General features: G+C 66.4%; 12 protein-coding genes and 1 other RNA gene. 7 read left to right on the forward strand and 6 right to left on the reverse strand.

Going from position 1 to position 12,330, the window contains the following annotated elements; genetic code table 11:
• The first annotated feature begins 38 nt into the window (after positions 1–38).
• Positions 39–923: a DMT family transporter gene (locus CXY82_RS14780; RefSeq protein WP_104171589.1), complete on the forward strand. Its 885-nt coding sequence runs from the start codon at positions 39–41 to the stop codon at positions 921–923.
• 190 nt (positions 924–1,113) lie between these two features.
• Here CXY82_RS14780 and CXY82_RS14785 read toward each other — a convergent pair whose 3' ends face one another.
• The 3 genes from CXY82_RS14785 to CXY82_RS14795 form a co-directional block, all read right to left on the reverse strand.
• A complete protein-coding gene (locus CXY82_RS14785) occupies positions 1,114–1,770 on the reverse strand; it encodes a pentapeptide repeat-containing protein (RefSeq protein ID WP_233199367.1) in 657 nt (218 codons plus the stop codon).
• A 2-nt stretch (positions 1,771–1,772) separates the two neighbouring features.
• Positions 1,773–2,273: a nitroreductase family deazaflavin-dependent oxidoreductase gene (locus CXY82_RS14790; protein WP_104171590.1), complete on the reverse strand. Its 501-nt coding sequence runs from the start codon at positions 2,271–2,273 to the stop codon at positions 1,773–1,775.
• 67 nt (positions 2,274–2,340) lie between these two features.
• Positions 2,341–3,612 carry an MFS transporter gene (locus tag CXY82_RS14795; protein WP_104171591.1) on the reverse strand — a complete coding sequence of 424 codons (1,272 nt, stop codon included), beginning with the start codon at positions 3,610–3,612 and terminating at the stop codon, positions 2,341–2,343.
• Between the two features lie 190 nt (positions 3,613–3,802).
• Between CXY82_RS14795 and prfB the strand changes: the two genes are divergently transcribed.
• From prfB to CXY82_RS14825, 6 genes are all read left to right on the forward strand, one after another.
• Positions 3,803–4,912, forward strand: coding sequence for a peptide chain release factor 2 (prfB, locus tag CXY82_RS14800; protein ID WP_104171700.1), 1,110 nt, complete (start codon positions 3,803–3,805; stop codon positions 4,910–4,912).
• Between the two features lie 80 nt (positions 4,913–4,992).
• A complete protein-coding gene (gene ftsE, locus CXY82_RS14805) occupies positions 4,993–6,201 on the forward strand; it encodes a cell division ATP-binding protein FtsE (protein WP_104171592.1) in 1,209 nt (402 codons plus the stop codon).
• Positions 6,198–7,112, forward strand: a complete 915-nt coding sequence (gene ftsX, locus CXY82_RS14810; protein ID WP_104171593.1) for a permease-like cell division protein FtsX — start codon at positions 6,198–6,200, stop codon at positions 7,110–7,112. Before ftsE ends, ftsX begins: the two co-directional genes overlap by 4 nt.
• A gap of 90 nt (positions 7,113–7,202) precedes the next feature.
• Positions 7,203–7,679, forward strand: a complete 477-nt coding sequence (gene smpB, locus CXY82_RS14815) for an SsrA-binding protein SmpB (protein ID WP_104171594.1) — start codon at positions 7,203–7,205, stop codon at positions 7,677–7,679.
• A 149-nt stretch (positions 7,680–7,828) separates the two neighbouring features.
• Positions 7,829–8,203, forward strand: a transfer-messenger RNA (tmRNA) gene (ssrA, locus tag CXY82_RS14820).
• Positions 8,204–8,306: 103 nt separating this feature from the next.
• Positions 8,307–10,031 carry a SulP family inorganic anion transporter gene (locus CXY82_RS14825; protein ID WP_104171595.1) on the forward strand — a complete coding sequence of 575 codons (1,725 nt, stop codon included), beginning with the start codon at positions 8,307–8,309 and terminating at the stop codon, positions 10,029–10,031.
• 24 nt (positions 10,032–10,055) lie between these two features.
• On the opposite strand, the gene CXY82_RS14830 is transcribed toward CXY82_RS14825, so the two are convergent.
• From CXY82_RS14830 to CXY82_RS14840, 3 genes are all read right to left on the reverse strand, one after another.
• Positions 10,056–11,219, reverse strand: a complete 1,164-nt coding sequence (locus CXY82_RS14830) for a globin domain-containing protein (protein ID WP_104171596.1) — start codon at positions 11,217–11,219, stop codon at positions 10,056–10,058.
• A gap of 71 nt (positions 11,220–11,290) precedes the next feature.
• A complete protein-coding gene (locus tag CXY82_RS14835) occupies positions 11,291–11,755 on the reverse strand; it encodes an Rrf2 family transcriptional regulator (RefSeq protein WP_104171597.1) in 465 nt (154 codons plus the stop codon).
• 22 nt (positions 11,756–11,777) lie between these two features.
• Complete coding sequence (locus CXY82_RS14840) at positions 11,778–12,329, reverse strand: septum formation family protein (RefSeq protein WP_104171598.1); 552 nt, start codon at positions 12,327–12,329, stop codon at positions 11,778–11,780.
• Position 12,330 lies beyond the last annotated feature (1 nt).

Consider the following 12,330-nt stretch of genomic DNA (forward strand, 5'->3'; position numbering starts at 1 on the left):
AGCGAAACGCGCCTGCCCCGGCGCAGGGGAGGAGAACCGTGACGGCCGAGCGCGACCGCCTGACCGGTGCCGGCGCCCAGGTCGTGACAGAGGTGAGCATCAACTTCGGGTCGTCCCTCGCTGGTCTGGCCATTCCGCTCGTCGGCTCGCCCGTCGTCGTCGCAGTGCGGCAGCTGGTGATGGCCGCCACGGTGCTGCCCTTTTACCGGCCAAAACTGGCCGGCCTCAGCTGGCGGCGGCTGTGGCCGGCGCTGGCGCTCGGTGTCGTGCTCGCGGTGATGAACCTCACCTTCTACGAGGCTGTCGACCTGCTCGGGCTCGGCATCGCGGCTACGATCGAGTTCCTCGGTCCGTTTGCTCTGGCGCTGGCCTCGTCGCGCCGCCTGCTCGACTTCGTCTACGCCACCGCGGCGGCCGGTGGGGTGTTCCTGCTCACCTGGTCTGACGGGGCACTCAATCTGCTCGGCATCCTCTTCGCCCTGACCGCGGCGGCGTCATGGGCGGCCTACATTCTGCTGACCCGCAAGGTGGCCGTGACCTTCCCCGGGCTTGAGGGCATTTCCGTGGCCAGCGTCGTCAGCCTGGCTTTGCTGGTGCCGTTCGCGCTGCTCACGGTCGACTGGCCGAGCCTCAATTGGGGCGTGATCGGGCTGCTGCTCGCCATCGGCGTGCTCTCGTCGGCGTTCCCGTACACGCTGGACACCTTCATCTTGCGCCGCATCACCCCGCGCCTCTACGCGATCATCACCAGCTTCGGCCCCGTGATCGCGGCGCTGTTCGGCGCGCTGGTACTGGGGGAGACCTTCCTGGTGCAGCAGCAGATCGCCATCCTTGTGGTGTGCGTGGCGGCCGGCGCGGCCATCGCCAGCCAGCGCGAAACGGCGAAATCCGAACTCGAGATCATTGCGGGCGCGATTCCCTGATCGGGCGCGATTCCCCGACCGGGCGCGTGCGGGCATCCGTCGCCGGCTGCCCGGCGTTGACAAATTCGACGGAGATATTGTCTCAAAGGCCTGTTTTCGGCGGGTCTGGGGCTGATTTCGGCAAAATCTCCGTCGAATTCGTTAGGGACGGGCTATCTGCGCAGCGCCCACGGCTAGGGGACTGACTCGGCTAGGTGACGATGATGCCGAGGTGTGCGGCGAAAACGGGCGCAAGCAGGCTGAGCTGGGCGTCATCGATGGTGGCGCCGCGCAGCCCCTCAAGCCCGTGGATGGCACTGAAGTCGCTCGAGCGTAGGTCGGCGTCCTTGAGGGTGGCACGGGTCACGTCGAGGGTGCCGACGCGGCAGTCGCGCATCTCGAGGCGCTGTACGGTGGCGCCGCCGAGGTCGAGCTCCTCGATGATGCAGTTGGAGAGCAGCACATCGGTCAGCGTCGCCCCGCGCAGGTTCACGAAGTCGAGCTTGGACTCGTCGATGTGCACCGAGCGCAGGGTGGCCTCGTAGAGCTCGAGCGACCCGAGCCGGGAGTGCTCCACCCTGACGTCCCGCCAGCTCGAGCGGGGCGCGCAGAAGACGGTCGCGTGCAGCTCGCCGGCCACGCAGTCGGCGACGGATGCCCCGCGCAGCTGCGTGTCGCTGAGGGAGACTCCGCGCAGCTCGCACTCCTGGAAGCCGATACCGGTCAGGTCCCGGCCGGACAGGTCGCATGCGCTGAAGCGCTCGGCCTCCCGGCTGTCACCGGCGCGGAGGTCGCTGCCGTCGGAGTCGGTCAGGCCGGCCAACACGATTCGGTCGATTCGGGGACCGCGGGTATTCGCGCGTGCCACCGTCAGGAGACGGGAGCAGCCGCGGCGGCAGTCGTAGTGGCGGGAGCGATGGCAGCGGGAGCGGCGGGGGGAACCGCTTCCAGCACGAACACCGGGATGACCCGGTCGGTCTTTTTTTCGTAGTCGGCGTAGTCGGGGAACGCGGCCACGGCCCGCTCCCACCACGCAGCGCGTTCGGTGCCGGTGACCTCGCGGGCCAGCATGTCCTGACGGCTGGGGCCATCCTGCAGCTCGATGAGAGGGTGGGCCACCACATTGCCGTACCAGACGGGGTTCTTCGGGCTGCCGCCGAGGGAGGCGATGGCGGCGTAGGCACCCTCGTGCTCCACGCGCATCAGCGGGGTCTTGCGCAGCTTGCCCGACTTGGCCCCGAGGGTGGTGAGCACGATGACGGGCATCCCGCGCAGGGTGGTGCCTTCCGTGCCTCCGGAGCTTTCGTACAGGTCGACCTGGTCGCGCACCCACCGCTGGGTGCCGGGCTCGTATTCTCCGATGAGGGGCATACGACCATTAAACGCCCTCGGTCGGACTTCCATTCCCCGGGTTCAGCGCGGTGGGGCCGAGGCAGCGTCAGGGACGCATGCGCGGCCGGCGAGGCGCGTAGCGGGGGATGTAGCGGCCCAGAATCACGGCGCCGAACAGTCCGAACACTCCCATCACGACGCTGGCGATCGAGATGGTGGCGACCGCGGTCAGGCCGGCCACGGCCAGGGGGGCGACGGCCCCGCCCAGGTCGGCGGTGAAGCGCCATGCGCCCAGGAACGGTGCCGGGCTGGTGTTCTTCGGGGCCAGGTCGGCGCCGAGCGTCATCAGGAGGCCACTGCCGATGCCGTTGGCGAGCGACAGGATCATGGCCACGGCGACGAACCACTCCACGTTGCCGGGCAAGTCGTGTGTGAACGCGAGAATGAGGTGCCCGGCACCCAGGCCGATCATCGACGGGATGGCGGTCCACAGGCGGCCGAAACGGTCCATGATCTGGCCACTGACGTAGAAGAGGGCGAAGTCGACCGCGCCGGCGATGCCGATGATCAGGGCGATGTCGGGGACGCTGATGCCGATGCTGACCGCCCAGAGCGGGAGCAGCACCGTGCGGGAGGCGCGCATCGCCCCGATCAGGCCCGCGCCCGTGCCAAGGCGCAGGAGCACCGCTCGGTAGCCCCAGATGGTGCGGAACAGCCCCTGGGATTCCTCGGCCGCGAGCTCCCGCCCGGCCGGCACGACAGATCCGTCGGGCGCCTTCACCAGTTGCGGGCCACCGAAGGTGCTCTCGGGATCGGGCAGCAGGAGCAGCATCGCGGCCGCGCCGAGGCAACAGACCACGAACACCCAGAACACCGACTCGGTGCTGTCGGTGAGGCTGAGCAGGGCGGCGGCGATGAACGGGCCGATGAACCAGCCGGCGCGGAAGATGCCGCCGAGGGTCGACAGCGCCCGGGCACGGTAGGCCAGAGGCACGTAGCTGGTCATGAACGCGTGGCGGGCCAGGGCGAACACGGCGGTGGCCAGGCCGATCAGGAAGATGCCGATGCCCAGCACGAGCGGGTTGGGAGCGACGATGCAGATCAGTACGGCGATGATCGTGAGCAAGGATGCCCAGATCATGGCGTTGCGCTCCCCGATGAGGGAGACCACCCAGCCGCTGGGGATGTCCCCGGCCAGTTCACCCACCATGATCATGGCGGCGATGAACCCTGCGATCGCGAGTGTGGCACCCAGGTCGTTGGCCACGATCGGGATCAGCGGGATGATCGCGCCCTCGCCGATCGAGAACAGGAGGGTCGGCAGGAACGCGGCGAGTGCGACGGAACGCATCTGGAAGGGGCGGTCGGCGTTACTCATGGCTTATCGATGTTATCCCCGGGCGGGTGTTGGTTGACGCCGGGCAGGGCATTCCGCCGTGGACGAACCGCGGCCACACGGAATGGTCAGCATGGACCTTTCCAGGGTCGGGACCAGCCGCATCCGGCGCTGAAAGCGGACTCCACGAGCGGATGCCGTGACCGGGTGGCCCGGTAGGCTGGGGTTCGACATGATTGAGCTGGAATTCTCGGAGCAGATCGCCGCACTGCGGGCCACGTTCGACGACATCCGGTCGGTGATCGATATCGATCGACTCCGCACCGATATCGCCGACCTGAATGAACAGGCCGGTGCGCCCGATCTGTGGGACGACTCCGACCACGCGCAGAAGGTGACCAGCCAGCTGAGCCATCGCCAGTCGGAGCTGGCCCGCATCGTGAGCATCGAGTCCCGCCTCGACGACCTTGAGGTGCTGGTGGAACTCGCCAACGCCGAGGGTGACCAGGAATCGGCTGACGAGGCCACCGCGGAACTCGCGAGCATCACGAAGGTGCTCGGCGACCTCGAGGTGCACACGCTGCTCAACGGCGAATTCGACGTGCGTCCGGCGGTCATCACCATCCGTTCCGGCGCCGGCGGCGTCGACGCGGCCGACTTCGCCGAGATGCTGCTGCGCATGTACCTGCGCTGGGCCGAGCAGCACAACTACCCCGTGCAGGTGCTCGACGTGGGCTACGCCGAAGAGGCCGGCATCAAGAGCGCGACCATCCAGGTGGATGCGCCCTACGCTTTCGGCACGCTGAGCGTCGAGGCCGGCACGCACCGCCTCGTGCGGATGAGCCCGTTCAACTCCGCCGGTAAACGCCAGACCTCCTTCGCCGCTGTGGAGGTGGTGCCGCTGATCGAGCAGACCGAGTCGATCGAGGTGCCCGAGAACGACATCCGGGTCGACGTCTTCCGCTCCAGCGGCCCCGGCGGCCAGTCCGTGAACACGACCGACTCCGCCGTGCGCATCACCCACCTGCCCACGGGCACGGTGGTGAGCTGCCAGAACGAGAAGAGCCAGATCCAGAACCGGGCCGCCGCCATGCGCGTGCTGCAGTCCCGGCTGCTGTTGCTGCAGCGCGAGCAGGAAGCCGCCACCAAGAAGGAGCTGGCCGGGGTGATCACGGCCAGCTGGGGCGACCAGATGCGCAGCTACGTGCTCGCGCCGTACCAAATGGTCAAGGACCTGCGCACCAACTACGAGGTCAACAATCCCAGCCAGGTGTTCGACGGCGACCTCGACGGTTTCATCGCCGCCGGCATTCGTTGGCGCAAGCAGGCGCCGCAGGGTTAGAGCCTCGATCTGCGGGTCTGTCACCGGTTAGGTATGTCGGAGTAGGAATTATCAGGATGCCTGCTTAGGCTCAAGGGGCCATGATTCGTTTTGACACCATCACCAAGAAGTATCCGGGAACGAACCGACCGGCACTGGACGCCATCAGCGTCGAGGTGCTGCGCGGAGAGTTCGTCTTTCTCGTCGGTGCTTCCGGCTCGGGGAAATCGACTTGCCTCCGCCTTGTGCTGAAGGAAGACCGGCCCACCAGCGGCAGCATTCACGTGCTCGGACAGGACTTGCGGTCGATCTCCAACCGCAAGGTGCCCTATTTCCGCCGCAACATGGGCGTCGTCTTCCAGGACTTCCGCCTGCTGCCGAATAAGAGCGTTTTCGACAACGTGGCCTTCAGTCTGCAGGTGATCGGCAAGTCGCGCGGGTTCATCCAGGAAGCCGTGCCCGACACCCTCGAGATGGTTGGACTGGCCGAAAAGGCGCTGCGCCTGCCCCACGAACTCTCAGGTGGTGAGCAGCAGCGTGTTGCCATCGCCCGCGCCATCGTGAACAAGCCGCAGATCCTGCTGGCCGACGAGCCCACCGGAAACCTCGACCCCACCACCAGCGCCGGCATCATGGCCCTGCTCGAACGTATCAACGCCGCCGGCACGACCGTGATCATGGCCACCCACGAGGCCGGCATCGTCGACCAGATGCAGCGCCGCGTGATCGAACTTGTCGGCGGACGCATCGTGCGCGACGAGCGCCAGGGTGGCTACGCCACCGCGGCCATCCCCACCACCACCGCCGGCACCGGGCGCCGTTCCGCCCGAGAGGTTCCCAGTGGCTCGTCGGGTGTGGCACCTGCGGCTGCGGCACCGTCATCCATTTTCGCGCCGGCCACCGCCGCCGCCCCTGCCGCCGTGCCCACTGACGAGGTTCTGCCTGCGTCGCACCCTCCCCTCACCTTTCCACCGGTTCCCGTGCCGGCGCCGGTCGCCGAGCCTGCCGCGGCCCCGTTCTCAGCCGCGAAGGGTCCGGCCGATCCGGCGCCCCTCGACGACGGATCGTCCGAGGACGCAGAAGTGGAAGCAGAAGCAGAAGCAGAAGCAGAAACGGACGCAGAAGCAGAAGCGGATTCCGCCGCCGACGCTTCGATGACCGACCTGAGCCGGGCCATGACCCGGCCGGTTCTTCCGATCACCCAGCACGACGTGCCGGAGCAGTTGACCCTGGCCGAGAAGCTCGGGCTGCGCGCGCCGGGCGAAAAACCGGACCAGACCGGCGAACAGAATGTAGGGCCCACCCGATGAGACTCGGACTCGTGCTCTCCGAAGCAGCCAACGGCCTGCGCCGCAACGCCTCCATGGTCGTTTCCGTGGTGCTCGTGACCTTCATCTCGCTGACCTTCGTCGGCGCCGCGATCCTGATGCAGATGCAGATCGGCCAGATGAAGAACTTCTGGTACGACCGCGCCCAGGTGGGCATCTACATGTGCACCGCCATTTCGTCGGGTGAGACGTGCACGGCCGGGGAGGCCACGCCCGAACAGATCGACACGGTCAAGGCGCAGCTCGAGTCCCCTACCCTGTTACCGTTCATCGACAAGTACTACTTCGAGACTCACGACCAGGCCTTCGAGAACTTCAAGAAGCAGTTCGCCGACAACCCGGTGGTCGACTACGTCACCGCTGACCAGCTGAACGAAACCTTCTGGGTCAACCTCGGCGATCCCTCGCAATCGGATGTGCTCGTAGAGGCTCTGTCCGGCGTCGCCGGGGTGGAGAACGTCGCGGACCAACGAAAGTACCTGGACCAGATCTTCTCCGTGCTGAACGTTGCCAGTTACACCGCGATCGGCATCGCCGCGCTGATGCTTGTGGCGGCGGCCCTGCTGATCGCCACCACCATCCGTCTCTCCGCGTTCTCCAGGCGGCGCGAGCTGGGCATCATGAGGCTGGTCGGGGCATCCAACCGGTTCATTCAAACGCCCTTCATCCTGGAGGGTGTGTTCGCGGCTCTGCTGGGATCGCTGCTGGCGGGAGGTGCCGTTCTCGGTCTCGTGTACTGGTTCGTGCAGGGCTATCTGGGCGCACGTCTGACCAACTTCTCCCTCGTCGGCATGCAAGACGCCCTCGTGGTGGTTCCGATCCTGTTGGTGGTCGGCGCGGTGCTGGCGGCCTTCTCCGCGCAATTCGCCATCACGCGCTATCTGAAGGTCTGACCTAGTCCGCTCGGCCCGCCCCCAGAGCGCTAGACTGGTGGGCTGGTCGGCATCGCGTCCGAACACACCCACCGAGTCGAGGAGTATGCCGTGCCCAGGGAAATAGGCGAGAAGGTCGTCTCGACCAATCGCAAGGCACGCCACGATTACCTCATTGAGGAGACCTACGAGGCCGGAATGGTGCTCAGCGGCACCGAGGTCAAGTCTCTCAGGGCCGGTCGGGCTTCGCTCGTCGACGGCTACGCCTTCATCGAGAACGCCGAGATCTGGCTGGACGCCGTGCACATCCAGGAGTACGTCGCCGGCACGTGGACCAACCACCCGCCGCGGCGCAAGCGCAAACTCCTGATGCACAAGCAGGAGATCATCAAGATCAGCCACAAAACCAAAGAGGGCGGCTACACGCTCGTCCCGCTGCGGCTCTACTTCAAGAACGGCAAGGCCAAGGTGGAGATCGCGGTCGCCAAGGGCAAGAAAGAGTACGACAAGCGCCAGACGCTGCGCGAGCGCCAGGACAAGCGCGAGTCCGACCGGGCCATCTCCGCCCGAAAGAACCTCGGCGACTAGCCTTCCACCTCGTCGTATTGTAAGCTAAAGGACTGCACGATCCGAGCGATCCAACCGGGCCGTGCGGATTGACACTCAGCAGATTGAAAACTCAATAGCGTGTGACAGTGACCCACTTGAATGCCGCCATGGTGGCAGCGAGTGCACATGGGGATGATCGGTTTCGACATTGCCTGCGCAATTATGAGAAGCGGGTCGAGGATGCAGGGTTATCTCGTAAACGATCTCTGCAAAACAATAAGTGCCAAATCAAACCGCACTGACTTCGCCCTCGCTGCCTAAGCGAGCGCACTAAGAAGTCCGCCAGGCCGGGAATGCTCTCTACCCGGACCCTGACGTCATTTAGAGAGATTGCTCCTACTCTGAGCCGCGGGGTGTAGGGGGACTCAAACGAGGGCTGGGCTCGTCGGATTAGATGCCAGCGGCAAATTCCGGAGCCGAGTAGAACGATTTCACTGGATACACCCGTAGAAGGCATATGACCACAGCAGTGGACGGGGGTTCAATTCCCCCCATCTCCACCACTGGTTGCTGTCACACGTTGTTGAACCGGAAGGCCCGACCCCTCATGGGGTTCGGGCCTTTTTGCGTCGTGGTTATGGGGGAAGATGGGCCGGGAGGAACTCAATGGCGGCTGCGTGGGTGAAGAAGTGGGTGCCGAGTATCGATACCGCGCTCAACTACCGGCGCGCCTGGCTGCTCCCTGACCTGAGGGCGGGGCTTGTGCTCACCGCCTTGCTGATCCCGGTGGGCATCGGCTACGCCGAGGTGGCCGGCCTGCCGCCAGAGACCGGCCTGTACGCCACGATCATTCCGTTGGCGGCATATGCCTTGTTCGGCCCCTCTCGCGTGCTGGTGCTCGGCCCCGACTCGGCCCTGGCGCCGATCATCGCGGCCGTGATCCTGCCGCTTGCCCTCGGCGACGACGACCGAGCGGTGGCCCTGGCGGGATTACTCGCGATCATGGTCGGCCTGATCCTCCTGCTGGGCGGACTGCTCCGCCTCGGATTCGTCACCGACCTGCTCTCCAAGCCCATCCGGGTCGGCTACCTTAATGCCCTCGGACTCCTGGTGATCATCTCCCAACTGCCGGCGCTGCTGGGGTTCTCGATCGACTCGGGTCAGCCGATTGCCGACGTGATCGCAATCGGGGCCGGTATCGCCGGGGGCGAAGTCAACCTCACCGCGTTGCTTTTCGGACTCGGGTCGCTGCTCATCATCGTGGGTCTGTCCTGGGGCAGATCTCGGATCCCCGGCGTGCTCGTGGCCGTCGTGCTGGCGACACTGCTGACTGCCGTACTCGGGCTTCACAGCACCATACCCGTCGTCGGGGCGATGCCGCAGGGCCTGCCCGCTCCGGCGCTCGGCGGTCTGGTCTGGGCGGATGTCGCCGCGCTCGCCCTTCCCGCCCTCGGCGTCGCCCTGATCGCCTTCGCCGATACGGCCGTGCTGTCGCGCACGTTCGCCGCGCGCCGCGGCGAGAGTGTCGACGGGAGTCAGGAGATGGCGGCGATCGGCGCCTCGAACATCGCGGGAGGTCTGCTCGGCGGCTTCCCCATTTCGGCGTCGTCCTCGCGCACCCCCGTTGCCGAGAGCGCGGGCGCACGAACCCAGCTCACGGGCGTGGTCGGCGCCGCACTCATCGTGGTGTTCATGCTGCTGGCGCCCGGACTCACCGACTACCTGCCCTCGGCGACCATCGCTGCTGTCGTGATCGTCGCCGCCGCCGGTCTGATCGACGTGAAGGGGTTCCTCGCCCTCGTGCGGATGAACAAAGTGGATGCCGCGCTGTCCATCGCGTCGTTCCTCGGTGTCGTGGTCGTGGGCGTGATCGAGGGCATCGGCGTGGCGATCGTGCTGTCGCTCGGGGCATTCGTGAGCCACGCCTGGCGACCCTACCGGGCTGAGCTCGGGCGCATCCGTGGGCTGCGCGGGTACCACGACCTGTCCCGTCATCCGGAGGGCGAGCGGTTGCCCGGCATCGTCATCGTGCGCTTCGACGCGCCGCTGTTCTTCGCCAACGGCGGCATTTTCGACGATTTCGTGCGTCGCGTCGTCACCGAGGCAGGGAGTGACGTGCACACGGTCATCCTGGCGGCCGAGCCGATCACAGACATCGACACGACCGCCGTGGAAGAACTTCTGGAACTCGACGATTTCCTCGCCTCACGCGGGATCACGCTGATCTTCGCCGAGATGAAGGGTCCGGTGAAGGACCACCTGCGCGACTACGGTCTCAGTCGACGGTTCCCACCGGAGCGGTTCGCGGGCACCGTGGGCGAGGCGGTCGACGAGGTCACCGGCACATTGCGCGGCGACCTCGAGGGCACCGAATGGGGCGACGAGCACTGAGGCTGCGCTGAGATTCCGCGCGGATCAGACGCCGGCAAGCCAGAGGTCAGGGCCGAAGATCTCGTAGTGAATGCGGTCGGCCGGCACACCGGACTCCAGCGCCTGTGAGCGCAGGCTGCGCATGAACGGGAGCGGACCGCACAGGTACACCGAGGCATCCGTCGGGATCGTCACGTTCTCAAGGGACATGAAGCCCTCGTGGTGGCCCTCGCTCGGGATCTCCAGCCAGAGTTCGAGCTCTGCTGCTTCCAGCAGTGCGATGTCTTCGCTCATCTGGTCGCGCAGCGCCCAGCGTTCGAGGTTGCTCTCGGCATGCAGCACGAGCACCTCGCGCTTCGAGCCGGTGTCCACCAGGGAGCGCAGGATCGATGCGCTGGGCGTGCAGCCGATTCCGGCCGAGGCCAGGATCAGCGGGCCGGTGCCCTGATCTAGGGTGATGTCGCCGCACGGCACGGAGAGGATGAGCGTGTCGCCGACCTGCACATCACGGTGCAGCACGGGGGAGACCTCGCCGTCTGCGTCGAGCTTGGTGGTGAAGACGCGGGTCGTGGCCGTGCCGGCCGACAGCGAGTACTGGCGCACCTGGCGGATGCCGTCGGGCATGGTGGCCGTGACGCTGACGTACTGGCCCGGCAGGGCAGGCGTCACGGGCGTGTCGTCGGCCGGCTCCAGGGTGAATGTGACGGCGTCGGTGCCGGCCGCTTCCTTCTTCACGACGACCCAGGGGGCGAGCGGCTTGTCACTGGCGAGACCGGCGTAAAGGCCCTTCTCCATCTTGATCAGGGCGTGGGCCATCAGCCAGTAGACCTCGGTCCAGGCGCCGGCGATCTCGGCCGTGATGACGTCGCTGAGTTCTTCGGCGATGGCCTCGAAGAGGTACTTGTAGACGATGTCGTACTGCTCGGGCGCAATGGAGAGGGAGATGTGCTTGTGGGCGATGCGGGAGAGCATGGCCTCCGGCGTGGTGTCGGGGTTCTGCACCAGGTAGGTCGCGAAGACGGCGATACTTCCGGCCAGGGCCTGCTGCTGCGAGCCGTTTTTCTGGTTGGAGCGGCTGAAGAGGCCGTCGAAGAGGTCGGGGTGAGCGGTCAGCATCCGGCTGTAGAAGTTCTTCGCGATCTCGGGCATGCGCTCGCCCACCAGGGGCAGAGTCGCTTTGATGAGGGGCAGTGACTGGGTGGATAGCATGCAAACTCCAAGCAATTGAGGGACGTACCCAAAAGTATCATTTCAAATGCTTAATATCTGGTTGTATCCCATTACCCCCGATCGGCGCGGCGCGGCGGCGGGGGTGCCAGCGTGAGGACAACGGGAGCGGGGAAGCCGATATGGGGGAGAGCCGCGATCACAAGGTCGTCGAGTTCGGCGTAGAACGCCTCCCGTGCTCGTCGGAGCCCCCCGCGGAGTCCACAGCCGCCACTGAGCGGACAGTCACCGTGGGGCGTCTCGCAGTCGGCGACATCGTCGCGGGTGTCAAGTTGGCGCAGCAGCCAGCCTACGGTAGCCGTGCGCCCGACCGGGCTGATCCTCACTCCGCCGGTACGGCCGCGCAGTGACTCCACGAGTCCCAGCTCGCGGAGTCGCATGACGGCCTTGCTGACATGGCTGTACGGGGTGGCTACCGCCTCGGCGATGACCCGCGAGGTCTGAAGCTCGCCGTCGGGGAGCGTCGCCAGGAACATGAGCGCTCGCAGGGAGACATCCGAGAAGGCATTGATCCTCATGGGTCAACAGTATGGCCGCGGGTCAGCGCGATGCGCCGGCCAGGGTGCCGGTCACGGCGCCGGCCGGGTCGGTGATCAGGCACGAGACGTCGCGGCTGCCCGGGCCGTTCGGGCTGGCCAGGACGTCGGCGTCGGCCCAGCTCTGCGCCGTGGGGGTGAGGTAGGCGAAGTCCAGACTTGACGCCCGGTACTCGAGCAGCACGAAGTCCTCGAACAGGGAACCGCAGCCGGTTTCCGCCATTGCAGTCACGGCGTTGTCGCCGGGGAAGGCGTCGCCCGGCACCGGGAACCGGGCGAATACCTCGAACTCGTGGCTCTCGTCGCATGAAACCCGCGGAACGATCGATGCGTTCACGTCCAGTCCCTCCGAAACCTCACGCAGGCAGTCTCCGACGAGAAGGTCGGCCACAGCGGTGACCTCTCCGAGAGCGGATGCCGGCACGGCAGCCACGCTGCGGATCGGCGTCGGCAGCATGTCGCCGATCACGCTGCAGCCGGTGAGGCTGCCGGTCAGGACGCTGGCCGCCGCGATCAGCAGGGTCAGGGTTCCGGGGTGCGTGCGCGGCGGGATCATC

The sequence above is a fragment of the Cryobacterium sp. M23 genome, assembly GCF_002929655.1.
GTDB classification, from domain to species: Bacteria; Actinomycetota; Actinomycetes; order Actinomycetales; family Microbacteriaceae; genus Cryobacterium; species Cryobacterium sandaracinum.

Excerpts from the sequence above, each read along its gene's own strand:
- CXY82_RS14790 (WP_104171590.1), bottom strand. The coding sequence starts at position 2,273 with ATGCCCCTCATCGGAGAATACGAGCCCGGCACCCAGCGGTGGGTGCGC.
- CXY82_RS14795 (WP_104171591.1), bottom strand. The coding sequence starts at position 3,612 with ATGAGTAACGCCGACCGCCCCTTCCAGATGCGTTCCGTCGCACTCGCC.
- prfB (WP_104171700.1), top strand. The coding sequence starts at position 3,803 with ATGATTGAGCTGGAATTCTCGGAGCAGATCGCCGCACTGCGGGCCACG.
- ftsE (WP_104171592.1), top strand. The coding sequence starts at position 4,993 with ATGATTCGTTTTGACACCATCACCAAGAAGTATCCGGGAACGAACCGA.
- ftsX (WP_104171593.1), top strand. The coding sequence starts at position 6,198 with ATGAGACTCGGACTCGTGCTCTCCGAAGCAGCCAACGGCCTGCGCCGC.
- CXY82_RS14825 (WP_104171595.1), top strand. The coding sequence starts at position 8,307 with ATGGCGGCTGCGTGGGTGAAGAAGTGGGTGCCGAGTATCGATACCGCG.
- CXY82_RS14830 (WP_104171596.1), bottom strand. The coding sequence starts at position 11,219 with ATGCTATCCACCCAGTCACTGCCCCTCATCAAAGCGACTCTGCCCCTG.
- CXY82_RS14835 (WP_104171597.1), bottom strand. The coding sequence starts at position 11,755 with ATGAGGATCAATGCCTTCTCGGATGTCTCCCTGCGAGCGCTCATGTTC.
- CXY82_RS14840 (WP_104171598.1), bottom strand. The coding sequence starts at position 12,329 with ATGATCCCGCCGCGCACGCACCCCGGAACCCTGACCCTGCTGATCGCG.